General features: G+C 34.7%; 18 protein-coding genes. 11 read left to right on the top strand and 7 right to left on the bottom strand.

What is annotated here, in order from left to right:
* Positions 1-223: 223 nt before the first annotated feature.
* The gene (hisS, locus tag AC07XU_RS04040) at positions 224-1,615 is read left to right on the top strand and encodes a histidine--tRNA ligase (RefSeq protein WP_494942336.1); all 1,392 of its coding nucleotides are present in this window, start codon (positions 224-226) and stop codon (positions 1,613-1,615) included.
* Here the strand turns inward: hisS and AC07XU_RS04035 are convergent, their stop codons facing one another.
* Genes AC07XU_RS04035 through AC07XU_RS04025 form a run of 3 tightly spaced genes read right to left on the bottom strand, consistent with a single transcriptional unit; the run spans position 1,616 to position 3,261 of the window.
* Positions 1,616-2,350: a class I SAM-dependent methyltransferase gene (locus AC07XU_RS04035; RefSeq protein WP_494942335.1), complete on the bottom strand. Its 735-nt coding sequence runs from the start codon at positions 2,348-2,350 to the stop codon at positions 1,616-1,618. It abuts the gene before it with no gap.
* Complete coding sequence (locus AC07XU_RS04030) at positions 2,347-2,823, bottom strand: nuclear transport factor 2 family protein (RefSeq protein ID WP_494942334.1); 477 nt, start codon at positions 2,821-2,823, stop codon at positions 2,347-2,349. Before AC07XU_RS04030 ends, AC07XU_RS04035 begins: the two co-directional genes overlap by 4 nt.
* Positions 2,824-2,868: 45 nt before the next feature.
* The gene (locus AC07XU_RS04025) at positions 2,869-3,261 is read right to left on the bottom strand and encodes a response regulator transcription factor (protein ID WP_494942333.1); all 393 of its coding nucleotides are present in this window, start codon (positions 3,259-3,261) and stop codon (positions 2,869-2,871) included.
* Between the two features lie 152 nt (positions 3,262-3,413).
* Between AC07XU_RS04025 and AC07XU_RS04020 the strand changes: the two genes are divergently transcribed.
* The 5 genes from AC07XU_RS04020 (at position 3,414) to AC07XU_RS04000 (ending at position 8,334) form a co-directional block, all read left to right on the top strand.
* Complete coding sequence (locus AC07XU_RS04020; RefSeq protein WP_494942332.1) at positions 3,414-3,830, top strand: OsmC family protein; 417 nt, start codon at positions 3,414-3,416, stop codon at positions 3,828-3,830.
* A gap of 131 nt (positions 3,831-3,961) precedes the next feature.
* On the top strand, positions 3,962-5,269 hold the full coding sequence (locus AC07XU_RS04015) for a DUF3887 domain-containing protein (RefSeq protein ID WP_494942331.1): 1,308 nt from the start codon (positions 3,962-3,964) through the stop codon (positions 5,267-5,269).
* A 137-nt stretch (positions 5,270-5,406) separates the two neighbouring features.
* The gene (locus AC07XU_RS04010) at positions 5,407-5,853 is read left to right on the top strand and encodes a KTSC domain-containing protein (RefSeq protein ID WP_494942330.1); all 447 of its coding nucleotides are present in this window, start codon (positions 5,407-5,409) and stop codon (positions 5,851-5,853) included.
* Positions 5,854-6,387: 534 nt separating this feature from the next.
* Positions 6,388-7,029, top strand: a complete 642-nt coding sequence (locus tag AC07XU_RS04005) for a DUF47 domain-containing protein (RefSeq protein ID WP_494942329.1) — start codon at positions 6,388-6,390, stop codon at positions 7,027-7,029.
* Positions 7,030-7,038: 9 nt separating this feature from the next.
* Positions 7,039-8,334 carry an inorganic phosphate transporter gene (locus AC07XU_RS04000; protein ID WP_494942328.1) on the top strand — a complete coding sequence of 432 codons (1,296 nt, stop codon included), beginning with the start codon at positions 7,039-7,041 and terminating at the stop codon, positions 8,332-8,334.
* 66 nt (positions 8,335-8,400) lie between these two features.
* On the opposite strand, the gene AC07XU_RS03995 is transcribed toward AC07XU_RS04000, so the two are convergent.
* Together AC07XU_RS03995 and AC07XU_RS03990 are read right to left on the bottom strand one after the other, a co-directional pair.
* Positions 8,401-8,937, bottom strand: a complete 537-nt coding sequence (locus AC07XU_RS03995; protein WP_494942327.1) for an ExbD/TolR family protein — start codon at positions 8,935-8,937, stop codon at positions 8,401-8,403.
* 104 nt (positions 8,938-9,041) lie between these two features.
* Positions 9,042-9,575 (bottom strand): superoxide dismutase family protein, encoded by a 534-nt coding sequence (locus tag AC07XU_RS03990; RefSeq protein WP_494942326.1) that lies wholly within the window; start codon positions 9,573-9,575, stop codon positions 9,042-9,044.
* Between the two features lie 132 nt (positions 9,576-9,707).
* On the opposite strand from AC07XU_RS03990, the gene AC07XU_RS03985 reads away from it, so the two are divergent.
* Positions 9,708-10,055, top strand: coding sequence for a hypothetical protein (locus AC07XU_RS03985; RefSeq protein ID WP_494942325.1), 348 nt, complete (start codon positions 9,708-9,710; stop codon positions 10,053-10,055).
* Positions 10,056-10,204: 149 nt separating this feature from the next.
* Here AC07XU_RS03985 and AC07XU_RS03980 read toward each other — a convergent pair whose 3' ends face one another.
* A complete protein-coding gene (locus AC07XU_RS03980; protein WP_494942324.1) occupies positions 10,205-11,551 on the bottom strand; it encodes a Gfo/Idh/MocA family protein in 1,347 nt (448 codons plus the stop codon).
* A 138-nt stretch (positions 11,552-11,689) separates the two neighbouring features.
* Between AC07XU_RS03980 and AC07XU_RS03975 the strand changes: the two genes are divergently transcribed.
* The 3 genes from AC07XU_RS03975 to AC07XU_RS03965 are packed head-to-tail and all read left to right on the top strand — an operon-like array spanning position 11,690 to position 13,054.
* A complete protein-coding gene (locus AC07XU_RS03975) occupies positions 11,690-11,932 on the top strand; it encodes a hypothetical protein (protein WP_494942323.1) in 243 nt (80 codons plus the stop codon).
* Positions 11,916-12,344 carry a hypothetical protein gene (locus tag AC07XU_RS03970; RefSeq protein ID WP_494942322.1) on the top strand — a complete coding sequence of 143 codons (429 nt, stop codon included), beginning with the start codon at positions 11,916-11,918 and terminating at the stop codon, positions 12,342-12,344. The genes AC07XU_RS03975 and AC07XU_RS03970 overlap by 17 nt, the downstream gene beginning before the upstream one ends.
* A 47-nt stretch (positions 12,345-12,391) precedes the next feature.
* Positions 12,392-13,054 carry an HAD family hydrolase gene (locus tag AC07XU_RS03965; protein WP_494942321.1) on the top strand — a complete coding sequence of 221 codons (663 nt, stop codon included), beginning with the start codon at positions 12,392-12,394 and terminating at the stop codon, positions 13,052-13,054.
* 19 nt (positions 13,055-13,073) lie between these two features.
* Here the strand turns inward: AC07XU_RS03965 and AC07XU_RS03960 are convergent, their stop codons facing one another.
* Positions 13,074-13,673 carry an LEA type 2 family protein gene (locus tag AC07XU_RS03960; protein WP_494942320.1) on the bottom strand — a complete coding sequence of 200 codons (600 nt, stop codon included), beginning with the start codon at positions 13,671-13,673 and terminating at the stop codon, positions 13,074-13,076.
* Positions 13,674-13,817: 144 nt separating this feature from the next.
* Between AC07XU_RS03960 and AC07XU_RS03955 the strand changes: the two genes are divergently transcribed.
* A complete protein-coding gene (locus AC07XU_RS03955; RefSeq protein WP_494942319.1) occupies positions 13,818-16,214 on the top strand; it encodes a PIG-L family deacetylase in 2,397 nt (798 codons plus the stop codon).
* The last annotated feature ends 64 nt before the right edge of the window (positions 16,215-16,278 follow it).

Raw genomic sequence — 16,278 nt, 5'->3', positions numbered from 1 at the left:
CACAATCCTTCGACTACGCTCAGGATGACAGCAGCAAAAAGGATTTTCACTACAATCGGGTTTAGAAGGCAAAACCTGTACAGCTGTCGTCATTGCAAGGCACGAAGCAATCTTACAACATCAGTAAATAAATTGCTTTAGGATTGCTTCGTTCCTCGCAATGACGGAAAAGTGTATCGTCTTCAAACCTTTAACCTTCCGCCTTTTTTTGTACTTTTGCGGCATGTCTATTACCAAGCCAAGTTTACCAAAAGGAACAAGAGATTTTTCGCCAATTGAAATGGTGAAACGCAATTATATATACGATACCATTAAAACGGTTTTCAAGAAATATGGTTATGCTGAGATCCAAACGCCAAGCATGGAAAATCTGCAAACCTTAACTGGTAAATATGGTGATGAAGGCGATAAACTGATTTTTAAAATTTTAAATTCGGGTGAGTATTTAAACGAACCTAAAAAGAAATCCTTCGACTTTAATCAGGATGACAATAGCAATAAATTGGTAAGTTTAATCTCCGAAAAAGCACTTCGTTACGACTTAACCGTTCCTTTTGCTCGCTTTGTAGTGATGCACCAAAGTGAAATTTCTTTTCCTTTTAAACGTTTCCAGGTGCAACCAGTTTGGCGAGCAGATAGACCGCAAAAAGGACGTTATCGCGAATTTTACCAATGTGATGCAGATGTGGTAGGTTCTCAGTCTTTGTTAAACGAGGCAGAGTTTATTTTAATCTACCATGAAGCCTTAACCAATTTAGGTTTAAAAGATTTTGATATCAAAATTAATAACCGAAAAATCTTATCCGGCATTGCCGAAATTATTGGTAAGCCAGAACTGATTGTAGACATGACAGTTGCAATTGATAAACTAGATAAAATTGGTTTTGAAGGCGTAACAAAAGAACTTTTAGAACGAGGATTTACCGATGCTGATATCGAGCAATTAAAACCAGTAATCTTATTGCAAGGTTCTAATATTGAAAAGTTAGAAAGTTTGAAAGCCGTTCTAGCAACGTCAGCAATCGGTTTAAAAGGAGTTGAAGAAATTGAAAAAGTATTCGAATATGTTTCTAAACTTGGTTCTCAAATCTCAAATCTCAAATCTCAAATCGATTTAGATATTACGCTAGCTCGTGGCTTAAATTATTATACCGGATGTATTTTCGAGGTAAAAACCAATGAAGTAGCCATGGGTAGTATTGGCGGCGGCGGTAGGTACGATGATTTAACCGGAATGTTTGGCTTAAAAGATTTAACCGGTGTTGGGATTTCTTTTGGTGCCGATAGAATTTACGATGTTTTGGAAGAACTTAATTTGTTCCCTAAATCTGCAGCTCAAGGTACAAAAGTGTTAATCAGTAATTTTGATGAAGCAGCAGAATTGTTTGCTTTGCCAATTTTACAAAAGTTACGCAACAAAGGTATTGCAGCAGAACTTTATCCATCATCAGCGAAGCTAAAAAAGCAAATGAGCTATGCCGATGGTAAAAATATCCCTTATGTAATTTTAATTGGTGGAGATGAAATGGAAAGTGGCTTATTAACCATCAAAAACATGGAAAGCGGGGAGCAAGAAAAACTTGATCTTGAAGCAATTATTAAGTTTTTATTGTAGCTACAAACAGCCAACTTTTAGTAGTAAAGGATAATAGATTTCCCTTGTTTGTGCATCTCCCCATGCTTGTTTTAATTTATCATAAACTAGTTTTATTGGGTTTTGTCCGTTTGCTTTAAGGTAATGTTGCAATGCCGACCAAGTTTCTAGATAACCAATTAATTGATCAAAGCTCCATTCGGTAGTCATTTTAAAACCCGGACTTGCTATTTCTTTGAAGGGGAAAGGAATATTTAGATAATTATCTTCAATATATTTACGCTCTTCGTCCCAATAGTTGCCTAAAATATCTTTATACAAGTAATGAACAACCTCGTCTATTCCTGGTGTAATTTGCATAATGCCATAACCAATGGCGGCAAAAATACCATCGGGTTTTAGCGTCCGCTTTACTTCAGCATAAAATTCATCAAAGTTAAACCAATGGATAGCTTGGGCAACAGTGATAAGATCGAAAGAATGATCAGAAAAATTGGTATGCTCGGCCTGCTCTAATTTGTAGATGATATTGGGAAGTTGTGTGGCATTAGCTAGCTGATTTTTACTAATGTCGGTTGCGTAAACTTTATCAAATCGCTTTGCGAGCTCCGAGGCAACTTGTCCATTTCCTGTTGCACAATCCCAAGCTAGTTTAGTATCCTTAACATGGCAAAATAAAAAATCATAAAGCGCTTGTGGATATGTTGGTCTAAATTTAGCGTATTGAGTGGATTGTGTAGAAAAATTATCTTTCATAATGCTGTTTTGTTATCCATAAACTTCTCCAAGTTTTGCATCGCAGTAGTTTGTATTTTATTTTTTAAAAAACCTGTCCACCCTAATAAAAAACCTGTTGTGCCTAAAGCTTGTTTTGCCCAGGTGTAAAAGTTAAAATCATCAGTGTGTTTAACTATTTTTCCATTTTCAAATTCAAAGCTTGCATCAATTTTATTGATTACTTTTTTACCCGTCGATGAAAAAGTGTAATAAGCATCCCAATGTGCTTTCCCAGTTTTTTCGTTTGCAGATATTTGGTCAAATTCAATACGCATGTCTTTGCTTTTTGAGATCAGCATTTGCCACATTGCTTTAACCTGGTCTGCGTTGAGGTTGTTAAAAATAGCATCACTAAAAGTAGCATTATCAGCATAACAAGCCTGCATGCCTTTAAAATCTTTGTTTTTAAAGCAAGTATAAAAATGATTAATCAGTTGTTCGTTGGTATTCATAATGAAATGAATTTAACAATAGCAACCGAAATTAGCAAATAAAAATTAGTAAGTTTTACCAGCGAGAATGCCTTCAATTTTATCTAAAAGGTCATCTATATCAAATGGTTTGGCTAAAAAACCGTTAGGTTTATGTTCTCCGTGTTTAATTGTAGCGGCTGTGTATTTTGCAGAAATCATTAACACAGGAATATTGGCAGTTTTTTTATTGGTTCTAAGTTGGGTAAGCAATTCTCTCCCGTCTCCATCGGGCAGCATGATATCCAAAATCATTAAATCTGGATTAAAGGCTTGAATGTGGCCCATCATATCTGCACTTTTATTAAGGCCCGTTACTTTGTAAGCTTCACTCTGTAATATTAAAGTTATCACATCTAAAATGGCATGATTGTCTTCAATAACTAATATATTTTTATAGGTTTTAGCGTTTTTTGCCAATGTGTTCTAACTTTTATATTTTACAAAGATATTTATTGTATTGATATTCGAAACTAAATAATTTATTAGAAATTTACTTGTAAATTTATTGTGAGCTTTTTTACGCAAACAAATAATACAAATAAAGGTTTAATATAAAAAAATTTTAAGATATGAAAAGAAATGCAACTGCCGTTTGGAACGGTACAGGAAAAGATGGTAAAGGTACATTAACAACCCAAAGTACAACTTTAAAAGACACCCAGTATTCTTTTAAAAGCAGATTTGAAGAAGGAGTGGGCACTAACCCTGAGGAACTTGTAGCCGCTGCGCATGCTGGTTGTTTTAGCATGAAATTGAGTTTCAATATTTCTGCAGAAAATATTACCCCCGAAGAAATAAATACCAAAGCAATAGTAGATTTAAATCCAGAAAAGGGTGAAATTGTAGGTGTACATTTAGAAGTGAAAGTAAAAGCTGATGGTTTATCAAAAGAGAAATTTGATGAATTAGTAGCTGATGCAAAAGCAAACTGCCCTATTTCAAAATTGCTAAATGCAACAATAACTATCGAAGCAGAATTATTTTAAGATATAATTACCCATAACTAAATGCCATTTTAATTAATTAGAATGGCATTTTTATTTCACAGTTTTTAACAATTAAGGTGTTTATTATTTATTAACTTTGGTTTCCATAAGTATGGGATAACCAAAAAAACATGAAGAAAGCCTTTTTATTATTCGCTCTGCTATTTGTAAGTACTTTTGCCTTTTCTCAAAACGTAATAAGTTTATTTGGTAAAGCAAGTGAATTTTTTAATTATTTAGAAGCTGGCAAGTATGATACTGCACATATGTATTTCACAGAAGCTGAGCAAGCTAAAGTTACACCACAAAAGCTCCAGGAGCTTTGGCAGGGTTTAAAGAGCCAGTTGGGAGATGTAGAATATATTGATCCAATACAGAGTAAAACGCAAGATGAATTTTTTGCAGTAACTGTTGAAGCCAAATTTGAAAGGGATGTTAAAACATTCGTAGTAATGTTTAATAAATCTGAAAAGTTAGTGGGTTTGCTTATGCCGCCTAAAGCGATTGCTTACACCAAGCCTTTTTACGTTAATACAGATTTGTACACTGAAAGTTCTGTTTATTTACAATCGCCAGGACATCAATTAGCTGCGGTTATAACTGTTCCTAAAAATGCTACAAATTTTCCGATTGTTGTTTTAGTTCATGGTTCTGGCCCCTCAGATATGGATGGTACTGTAGGTCCGAATAAGCCATTAAAAGATATTGCTACTGGTTTAGCCTCAAATGGAATTGGATCTGTGCGTTATGTAAAGCGTACCGTAATTTATCCGACAGAATTCTCAAAAGCTTTTACCGTTAAGGAAGAAGTTGTTGATGATGCCGTAGCTGCCATTGCATTGGCTAAAACAGTTAAGGGTGCAGATTTGAAAAACATTTATGTGTTTGGGCATAGCTTAGGTGGGATGCTAGCGCCACGTATTGCTAGTTTAGCACCAGATTTAAAAGGAATGATTATAGCAGCTGCGCCAGCAAGAAAATTAACTGATGTTATTGTAGAGCAGAATAAATACATTGTGGCACAAGCTAAAGATACTACCGGGCAGGCGCAGAAATATTTAGATGAAGCACTTAAATTAATTGAAGAAAGTAGAATTACTAAACTAAGCCCAACTTTAAAAGCAGATTCTGTAATTATCGGCTTGCCGGCCTCATATTGGGTAGATTTAAACAATTATAATCAAGTTACAGCTGCAAAGGCTTCTTTAAAAAAGGTATTAGTTATTCAAGGTGGAAATGATTTTCAGGTATCAGAAACAGATTTTAATTTGTGGAAAGCTGGACTAGCTGGAAAAACCAATGCAACATTTAAATTTTACCCTGAGATTAATCATTTATTGAGTGCGCAACTAGAAAAGGGTAATAGCTCACAATACCAAATAATGGTTAATGTTGCCGAAAATGTGGTGAAAGATATTGCCGCTTGGATAAAGCAATAGTTAAGCTAAAATTAATAAATAAAGCCTGCTTATATTTTTACTTTATTAATTGTACCTTTGCAAAAAATATTTGTTTCCCTGTTACCTGCTTTAAAATTTTGCAAACGTTTCATAAACAATAACATATCAATACGTTTATGAAAAAAGTTGGAGACTACAGAAAGACATTAGGTGTAACTAAAGCAACTGAGCTAAAAGAAATCAAAACGATTTACAGAGGCTTGATGAAAGATTGGCACCCAGATAAATTTAGTGCTGATGCTGAAAAGCATGCAGAAGCAGAAGAAAAAAGCAAGGAAATTATTGAGGCTTATAACTTTTTGTTAAGCATAGCGCCAGAAACTTTGGAGCATGCAAAAGATGAATATATACAAACTACTACTTTATCAAATATTCAAGATTTTCAGTTTAAGGATGCAGTTTTAAGAATTGACTTTTTTGACGGTAGTGCTTATGAATATTTTGATGTGCCAAGAGCAATGTACATTAAACTGGTAAATGCAGATTCGCCTGGTAGATTTGCTAGAAGACACATTTTTAACGCATTCCCATACCGCAACGTTGCTAAGTTAGCAATGGCGTAAGTTAATTTAAAGCTTTGTTAAAATCGATATTTAACTTCGATAGAATGACCTCAATTTGAGGTTAGTCTATCGAAGTTTTTTTATGAAGTTAAATTTATACTCTACCAGAAAATTCTACTTAACAAACTTTATCTTTCATCATAAAATAGTTTGTCGAAGTCTTTAAAGGTTTAACTTTGACAAGACAAAGGTATGAAGTTTATACTTTTATCTAAGTACGACTTAAGTTTTTGGCACATGATTGATGTAGCCAAAAGTAGTGGACTTTAACTCATAAACCCGACATGATGAAAATACTTTTTGTTTTGCCACAATGGGCATTCGAATGATATTAGCTGTGGTATAATATTCAACAGCTGACTAACATAAACAAGCAAAAAGATTGTAATAAATGGCGGGACTGATTGAGCCATAAAATGCTGACATTGTTTTTCTTAAAATAAATAGCGATGTTATTAAGTTCTGCTTTTATATTTAGAAGTTAACATTAACTTAACATTGAGATTGTAGCTTTGCAGTATATTTAAATTTAAGATGAATAGTATATTTACCTTCTTTACACCTAAAGATAAAAAATTTCAACCTTTGTTTGAGCAGGCTGGAAGCAATGTTTTAAAAATTGCCGAGGCTTTGTTGGTTGTTGTTACCACTACGGATTTAGAACGCAGAAAAGAAGCGATTAAAGAAGTTGAGCGCCTTGAGCATGTTGGCGATGATATTACACACACCATTTTTATTGAATTAAGTAAGAATTTTATTACTCCTTTTGATAGAGAGGACATACACACCTTAGCAGCTGCAATTGATGATATTGCAGATTATATTCACGCATCGGCAGGTAATATTGAGCTTTACCAAGTAACCAATATTGGTGATGCTATGGTAAAATTAGCCGAGCTATTGGTAGAAATGTGTAGCGATTTGGAGAAAGCAATTAAAGAATTGAGAAGCTTTAAAAATATAAGAGTAATTGCTGATGCCTGTGTAAGAATTAACAGCGCAGAAAACCAAGCTGATTACGTTTGTAATTTAGCTATTGCTCGTTTATTTGAATTTGAAACCAACGCTATAGAATTGATTAAACAAAAAGAGGTTTTACAAACGTTAGAAATTGCTACCGACAAATGTGAGGATGCAGCGAATGTTTTAGAATCTATTTTGGTTAAAAACGCTTAAGCTTAACACATGACTTTACTTCTTGTTATTATAGGATTAGCTTTAGTTTTTGATTACATTAATGGTTTTCATGATGCAGCTAATGCCATTGCTACCATTGTAGCCACTAAGGTTTTAACTCCTTTTCAGGCTGTGGTTTGGGCAGCATTTTTTAACTTTTTAGCCTATTGGGTTTTTGGTTTTGGTGTTGCAGATACAGTTGCAAAAACTGCTAACACCATGGAAATAAATTTAACGGTAATTTTGGCTGGTATTATTGCTGCAATTGCCTGGAACTTATTAACCTGGTGGTTTGGTATTCCGTCTAGTTCTTCGCACACCCTAATTGGTGGTTTTGCTGGCGCAGCAATTGCACATGCTGGTTTTAATGTGGTAAACTGGTACAAAGAAGGTAAAGCTGGCGAAATGCCTACTGGAGTTTTGGTTATTGTTGGTTTTATTGTATTGGCACCTTTTATTGGTGCAATTGTATCATATGGGATATCTATTTGGCTTCTGCACTCCTCTAAAAAAAGTATTTGGCCAAAGGTTTTTACATCTTTGTTAATTATTGGTACTGTTTGGTTTGTTACAGAAAACATGCTTTTTTATGATGAGATTGCTAAACCACGTTTCGAATCGCATTTTTTAAGCGTACTACTAGAATCGCATAATATTAAATGGTTTTTAGTAGCATTTATCATTTTATCAATTAGTTTCTTCTGTTTAATTTTTAGCAGTTTAAATTTATCACAATCTACCCAATGGCTTAGAAAAATGCAGCTTTTATCATCTGCATCATTTAGTTTAGGACATGGTGGTAACGATTCGCAAAAGGTAATGGGTATTATTGCTGCTGCGGTAGTTGTTTATATACATACAAGCGGTGTTAATATGGAATCGCTGCCAAGCTGGTTGCATGTAGTTTTACCATCAAAAACAGCAAGTGGCGAAGAGATTGCTGGTCAGATGCCTAGCTGGATACCTTTAGCATGTTACAGTGCTATTGCGGCTGGTACGTTAAGTGGTGGTTGGAAGATTGTAAAAACCATGGGCTCAAAAATTACCAAAGTAACTCCTTTTGAAGGTGTAACTGCAGAAACTGCTGGTGCTTTAACTTTATATTTTACAGAGCATTTAAAAATTCCGGTAAGTACAACACATACCATTACAGGTTCAATTATTGGTTCTGGTTTAACCAAAGGTGTTTCTGCGGTAAAATGGGGTGTAACCGTTAAGTTAATTTGGGCTTGGGTTTTAACCATTCCGGTATCAGCTTTGCTGGCTGCTATTGTATATTGGATATTGAATCCTATATTGGGTTAACATTTTTCAAAAAATATTTGAAACCTCCTGAGCGAAAGCTTAGGAGGTTTTTTGTTAAATTCAATTTCAAATCCCTTTTTCTTTCATAAACTCCTTTTCCTTATTGTTAATATATTTATCATCAATCGCGTAAGATTGTATATTGGCGATATTCATTTCATCAAGCACATCCACAAAGTTTTTATATTTTGATGTTGATGTAGGTTTAATCACAACCAACATTTGTTTGTCTTTTGGCATTGTATGTGTTTTTTCAACAACCAACTTATTTGCTAATATTTGGCTTTTTATAGTTTTCAAATCCACTATTTTCATTGTAGCTTTCTCGGTTTCGCCCATGTAATAAACCGCTTGGTTGTTTTTGCCTAAAAGGATGGTCATGGTTCTGGAGGCGGGATAAGGACGAAGGTCTGCGTCATCTTCTATAGGAACTGGCTTCGCAATATCCATGGCTTTCATTTTTGCCAATGACGTAGTTAGCATAAAAAAAGTGATGAGTAGAAATGCTAGATCAACCATTGCAGTTAAATCTACACCAGCAATTGGTCTTCTGGTTCTTGCTTTTGCAGCCTTGCCGCTCTGAGGAATGTTAAGTGTTGCCATCTTGTTTAGGTTTTTTAAACATGATGCACTTTTAATTCAAATTGCATAAAAAAGGGATTGACCAGCTGTAGCTGACAATCCCCGTGGTTTTCGGTTGTAAAGATCTATTTTGAAGCTTCGATAACACCGCAGCCAACTCTTGGTCCAGAGTTACCTGTTGGTTGTGTAGTATAATCATCAGTACCACCGTGTACAATAATTCCTCTTCCAATTATGCTTTTAGCATCGCCATCAATAATATTCCATCTATCGGTTGTTACGCTTAAAGTAGCCTTACCTTTATTGTCTAACTGAATGTTGCCAATATCACCAGAATGGTAATTTGCACTACCCCATTTACCATGTGGTTCATTGGTTGGGTTCCAGTGTCCATGCGCATTCTCGCCCATATTGCCACAATCTCCGTGCTCGTGAAAATGAACAGCAACAGTACTATCAGCTTTTGCTGCATATTCAATTTCTAAATCCATTTTCATTTTGCCATCTGCTAAATTGTAAAATTTAACAGTACCAATTGAAGCATTGTTTTCAGTTGCATTTAATGAAGCTTTTGCAACTTCTTTGTCGGCGGTTGAGCTAGTACAAGAAGCAAATGCAATCGCCAAACCTAATCCGGTAAACATTAAGTATTTTTTCATATCATTAATTTTTTTGTTCAGTAAAACAACAACATTATAAACCATTAGTTTTTAAATGTTTCATCAATATTAAAACGAAATTAAAAACCAATTTAATTGGCGATTGTTTTTAATACATAAACCTTTAATATTATGGAACAGCCAATAGAAATGAATACTTTAAGTCAGATTTTAGAAAAATTAAGACTTAAAGGAAAAGATAACGAAATTAAACTAACCGATCATGGAAAAATGCAATCGGCAACTTTAAATAAAATTTACAAACCAGAAGATTTAACAATAGTAAAAACTTATCGTTTTGAAGGAATGTCTGATCCTGCAGATAGCTCTGTAGTATATATTACGATTGATAAAGATGGCGACATGGGTTATATGATGGATGCATACGGTATTTATTCTGATAATTTAGGATCAGCATTTGATGACTTTTTAAAGAAAATTCCCGTTGCTGAAAGAAGTGAACAAGAACTTTTCAGTTAAAAAAAATGGCGCTTAGTTAAAGCGCCATTTTTTTTGCACAAACGTTTGATTTATCTATTGTTCCTAAATAGAATTAAATTTTTTCAGCTCCAAATTGCTTAAAAACAAAAATGGCCGATAAATCGGCACATTTTCAAACAAAACAAATCTTAATATCCACTATCATCTAGTGCAAAAGTATTTTTTCTATCTTTCCATCTTCCTTTTGTAAAATCTGGAAACTCTTGAGGCTTATTTCCTTCTTTCAACGATTTTGTAGAAAGTGGTGTAATTACACTCATGGTTACAGAATCATAAACATCAATAGGAGTTTGTTTTTTATCTTTTACTGCAGAGACAAAAGCATTAAAAACAAACCAATCCATGCCACCATGGCCAGCACCAACCGCTTCTTTTTCAAATTTTTTCCAAAGTGGATGATCATATTTTTCGAACCACTCTTTAGCCGGATCCCAAGCATGAGCTTTAGTTTTACCCTCAATATGAACCGATTTATTTACATCCATCCATAATCCGTTTGTACCCTGCACCCTAAAGCCTAAAGAATATGGGCGAGGCAAATGAACATCATGAGACAACATTACTGTTTCGCCATTGGCACAATTAATTAATGTAGTAGTTACATCGCCATTTTTATAATTAAGCTTTGCATTTGGATGCCCTGGAGATTTGCTTTCTACATAGTTTGCTAAACCTTTGGCTTTAGAACTAAATGAAACTAAGTTGGTAAAGCGGTTTCCTCTGTTAATATCTGCATATTGCATAATTGGGCCAGCGCCGTGTGTAGGGTACAAATCTCCATCCTGATCAATGTTAAATTGCGTTCTCCATTGTGCTTCACTCAAGGCTTTAGGGCCATACTCAACTCCACCTCCATAATACTGTTTACCATTGTTAAACAATACCTCACGTAAATCATGTTGGTAGCCTCCTTCTAAATGAATAAGTTCGCCGAATAAACCCTGTCTAACCATGTTTAATGCAGCCATAACATCTCTACGGTAACATACGTTTTCTAAAGTCATGTAAGGCATTCCGGTTTTTTCTGAAGTGTTTACAATATCCCAATGCTCTTTTACCGTTAAACCAGCAATTACTTCGCAACCTACATATTTACCTGCATTCATCGAATCGATAGCTTGTGCATGGTGAAACTGCCAAGGTGTAGAAATGATAATCGCATCAAGATCTTTTCTGGCTATCATCTCCTTATAAGCCTCGGTGCTACCAGTATATTCCTTAGCAGCGGGCTTGCCTTTTTTTGCGATAAATTCTCTGCAGATTTTTAGTGAACTTTCTTGTGTATCACAAATGGCAACAATTTCTACATCGTCCCTTAAACAACCTTCACTGATATGGCTCATTCCTCTGGCGCCAACGCCAATATAACCAAGCCTAACTTTTTTAGTTTCTTTTGCAAATAAGGTTCCGGTAGGTAAAATAGTAAAACCAGCAGCTGCTAAAGCCCCAGATTTGATAAAATTTCTTCTTTCCATTTGGTTTGTCGATAGTTATAAAATCATTAATATGCTGTAAGATAGAAATTTTGATATTTTTAAGCTATAATAACATCACACAAACGTTTGACTAGTGATAAAGATTTGGCTCAAGAAGCTAACCTTAAATAAGTTTGAGTGTCTAGAAATCGGAATTTAAGATGGCTTACCAAAAACCTTTTTACAGCAATAGCGCTTTTGATAGTTTTTGTTTTACCTTTTAAAGAACTTTTTGCAGCTAATTTATGTTTTAAAAAGATTGCTCTTGTGCCTGGAACAGATAATTATAATTATCACTTAAAAATTATGTTGCCCGAAGATTTGAATGAAGAAGTATTTGGTTACTTGAAAAAAGCCTATGTCAATGGAAAAAAATTATGAGCTAAGTGGGCATAAGCTCCTTGTAGTTTTTAGAGACCGGTTAATACAAATTAAAAAACCACACCACCTTAAACAATTTCTATCATCAGATATTAAAAATAGATCAGAAGTATTTGTGAACTATATTAAGCAAGATTATTTTTTAATGTTTGGAAAGGAGTTGAATGTTAGCAATAAATCATTGATTATTGAGATTTGGGCTCATGTTTTTGCCAGTTATTTCGCAAGGGCGATGAAAGTTCTGATTAAAATTAAACCAATTGAAAAGCTAGCAGATTTTATATTAAAACGAAGTGATATTATTGATTGCGGAGAAAGTAAGTTAGATAGCAACCGCAAATTATGGGATGCATTAGCCAACTTTAAAGGCATTATTTTATATTTTATTCCTAAACGAATTAAGCAGATTTGAAAATGAATTGCTCATTTTAATTATCTTAGTCCGATAACTCAAATACAATGACAACTAAACCTAAAGCTTTTCTTTTCGATTTAAATGGTACTATGATTGATGATATGGAATTTCATGCTAGAGCATGGTTTTCTATACTTAATGGAGATTTGAATGCAGGTTTAAGCTACGCTGATGTGAAAAGAGAAATGTATGGCAAAAACAGAGAGTTATTACATCGAATTTTTGGAGGTGAGCGTTTTACACCAGAATATGAGGATGAGTTGTCAATAGAAAAAGAGCGCCGTTATCAGAAAGAATATGCATCAAGCCTATGCCTAATTGATGGTTTAAATGAATTTTTAATAAAGGCTAAAACACAACAAATTAAAATGGCGATTGGTTCGGCAGCTATTCCTTTTAACATCAACTTTGTTTTAGATGGATTAAATATTAGGCATTATATGGACGCGATTGTGAGTGCAGATGATGTACAGATAAGCAAGCCAGATCCAGAAACATTTGTAAAAGCTGCCTCCATATTAGGTATTGCACCTGCAGAATGTATCGTTTTTGAAGACGCACCTAAAGGTGTAGAAGCTGCTGAAAATGCAAATATGCCTTGCGTAGTTTTAACAACCATGCATGAAAAAGAAGAATTTTCAACGTATAAAAACATCATCGCCTTCGTTAAAGATTACAATGATCCTATTTTGCAAGGCTTGTTCTAAATCATCCGCTTTGCGAAATTTACAACAAAATTTTACTACTCACCTCTTTATCTATTGTGATATAGCCTGGATATTTAACTAATCCGCCGCCAACCATAATAGATGGGCGAATTTTTAAAGTAACCATACCTTTTTTTTCTGTGCCAGAATTAGCTCCTTTAACAAAATCAGTGATATCTGTTAAAACACTACCATCGGCCAAAAATTTATAAATGTTGGCATTCAATTGAACAGGAACGTTTGTTGTCTGTCCCGGTTCTATGCTTACCCTTTGATCTACGGTGCCATTTGCAATTTCTTGCTTATTTATTAGGATGATATAATCGAAATTATTGATGGCAGCCAAGGTTGAGGATGGATTGCTAATTGCTAAATTTAAATTTGCTCTTAACGGAATATCTTTTCTTAAATAACCCAATGCTAATGATGGTAAGCCGGTTAAATCAATGTTATTTCCTTTAATTAGTTTCTCGACATTGGTGCCTGCTACAGTAATATTTGTAGCATTTAACAATTTATAATCGCATTGCTCTAAAGCTTTAATTTGTTGCGCCTGTTTATTTACACCACAAGAAGACAAGCCTAAAACTACTAGCAAACCTAAAATTATTTTGTTCATCACGTTATAACGATTAATTAAACACAAAGGTATACTCAACTTTAATACCAAAACATTTTTAAGTTTTTAAAATGTTACTTTATTGAAACAGTACCATACCTTTCTTCTGCTAAATTTAGTTAATTTAGTGATTTAAATAACCGTATGAACCGCTATTACTACCTTCTACTTATTATTCTTTCTCCCGTTTTTTTAAATGCCCAAATGCAGCAACTTAATGCTGCAGAGATAGCTTTAGGCATAGAGAAATTAAATGTAAAAGGCAGCGTACTCTACATTGCTGCGCACCCAGATGATGAAAATACCCGACTTTTAGCTTATTTAGCAAAGGAAGCCAAAGTAAGGGCAGGCTATTTGTCTTTAACCAGGGGTGATGGCGGACAAAATTTAATTGGAAATGAACAGGCTGAACTTTTAGGTTTAATTAGGACACAAGAATTATTGGCAGCCAGAAAAGTTGATGGCGCTGAACAGTTTTTTACCAGAGCAAATGATTTTGGTTTTTCGAAAACTGCTGATGAAAGTTTTAAAATTTGGGGTAAAGAGCAAATTTTGGCAGATGTAGTTTGGGTGATTAGGAAATTTAGGCCAGATGTAATTATTACTCGTTTTCCAGAAGATGCAAGAGCCGGTCATGGGCACCACGCTGGTTCTGGAATTTTAGCTCGAGAAGCCTTTACAGCAGCAGCTGATGCAAATCGTTTTCCGGAGCAACTTAAATATGTAAAAGTTTGGCAGGCAAAAAGAATACTTTGGAATACTTTTAACTTTGGTGGCACAAATACAACAGCTCCTGATCAGTTAAAAATTGATGTGGGTTTGTACAATCCATTGGTTGGCAAAGGCTACGGAGAAATTGCGGCTATTAGTAGAACAAACCATAAAAGCCAAGGTTTCGGCTCTACTTTGCAACGTGGCGAAGCTTTTGAATTTTTTAGTCATGCAGCTGGCGAACCAGCTAAAAACTCCATTTTTGATGGGATTAATACTTCAATAGGCGACAAAAATATTCAATCGATTTTAACTGAAATTAGGCAAAAATTTGACGTTAAGCAGCCAGAATTAGCTTTGCCAGGTTTATTGAAACTTAAAAAGGCAACACAAAGCACAGATTTTAACCATCAACTTTTAGATGAATTAATTTTGGCCTGTGCCGGAATATGGATAGAAGCTAATACAACAGAAAATGTGTATGCCATAGGCGATATGATTCCTGTAAGATTACAAGCAATAGCAAGAACAAAATTACCTGTTTCTGTATCTGCATCAGATAAGACAATTATTTTGGAACCAAACAAATTAAGCTCATCAGACCTAAAGTTGGCGGCTGAAAATACAACTCAGCCTTATTGGCTGCAAGAGAGTCATCCGATTGGACAATACCTAATCAATAATCAACAGTTAGTTGGCAACCCAGAAAATCCAAACCAATTGGCTGTTAAACTTAAAGTCATAATCGATAATCAGCCAATAGAATTAAGTAGCCCTGTGGTTTTTAAATCTACTGATCCAATTATTGGCGAACGTTATCAACCTTTGGTTATCGCTCCAGCAGTTACAGCAACTTTAAGCGAGAAAGCATATGTTTTTAGCGGCAATACACCAAAAGCCATTACCGCTATTTTAAAGAGTTTTAAAAACAATGCAGTTGGGTCTGTCTCTCTAAAATTACCAAAGGGATGGAAAAGTTCTTCGGATAAAATTGATTTCAGCTTACCAAATAAGGGCGATGAACAAATAGTTTCTTTTACAATTACTCCAGGAACCGAGCCGAGCGGCAACTTAAGTTTGCAAGTTTCGGTTGATGGCAAAACCGATGATAAGGGTTTCAAAACCATCAGCTATGCTCATATTCCAAACATTACAATTTTTCCTCAAGCAATTGCCCGATTGGAGAAAATAGATTTAAAAATTACAGGTAAAAATATTGCTTATATTGATGGCGCAGGAGACTTAGTTCCAGAGGCTCTTAAAGAAATGGGTTATGCTGTTACCAAATTAAACACTTCACAAATATTAATTGCAGACTTGTCTAAATACGATGCAATTGTAACAGGGGTTCGGTTATATAACATTAATGCGGATGTTAAGTTGATACAACCAAAATTTTTAAAGTATGTAGAAGATGGTGGAACATTGCTTATCCAATATAACGTAAATAACGGGTTAAAAACTCCAAATATCGGCCCTTATCCATTTAAATTAGCTAATAAGCGTGTAACGGAAGAAGATGCAAAAGTGAATTTTTTAGCTCCAAATCATCCAGCTTTAAATTATCCAAATAAAATTACAGCAAAAGATTTTGAGGGTTGGGTGCAAGAGCGAGGCTTGTATTTTGCAACAGATATCGATCCAAGATACAGCACAGTTTTTAGCATGAATGATACTGGCGAACCTGCAAGTGATGGTTCGTTACTTATCACCGATTATGGCAAAGGAAAGTTTGTTTACACTTCATTAGTTTTCTTCAGGGAGTTACCTGCTGGAGTGCCTGGCGCTTATCGTTTATTCGCAAATTTATTGGCACCAAAGCAACCTTAAATATGGAAGAAAACCAAAATAAAAGTGAGCTCCCTCCATTTGTTAAAACCTGGAAACAGTTTTA

It is taken from the genome of Pedobacter sp. GW456-11-11-14-TSB4, from assembly GCF_059424425.1.
Note: the sequence above shows the minus strand (reverse complement) of the source record. Positions and strands in the feature narration are given on the sequence as shown.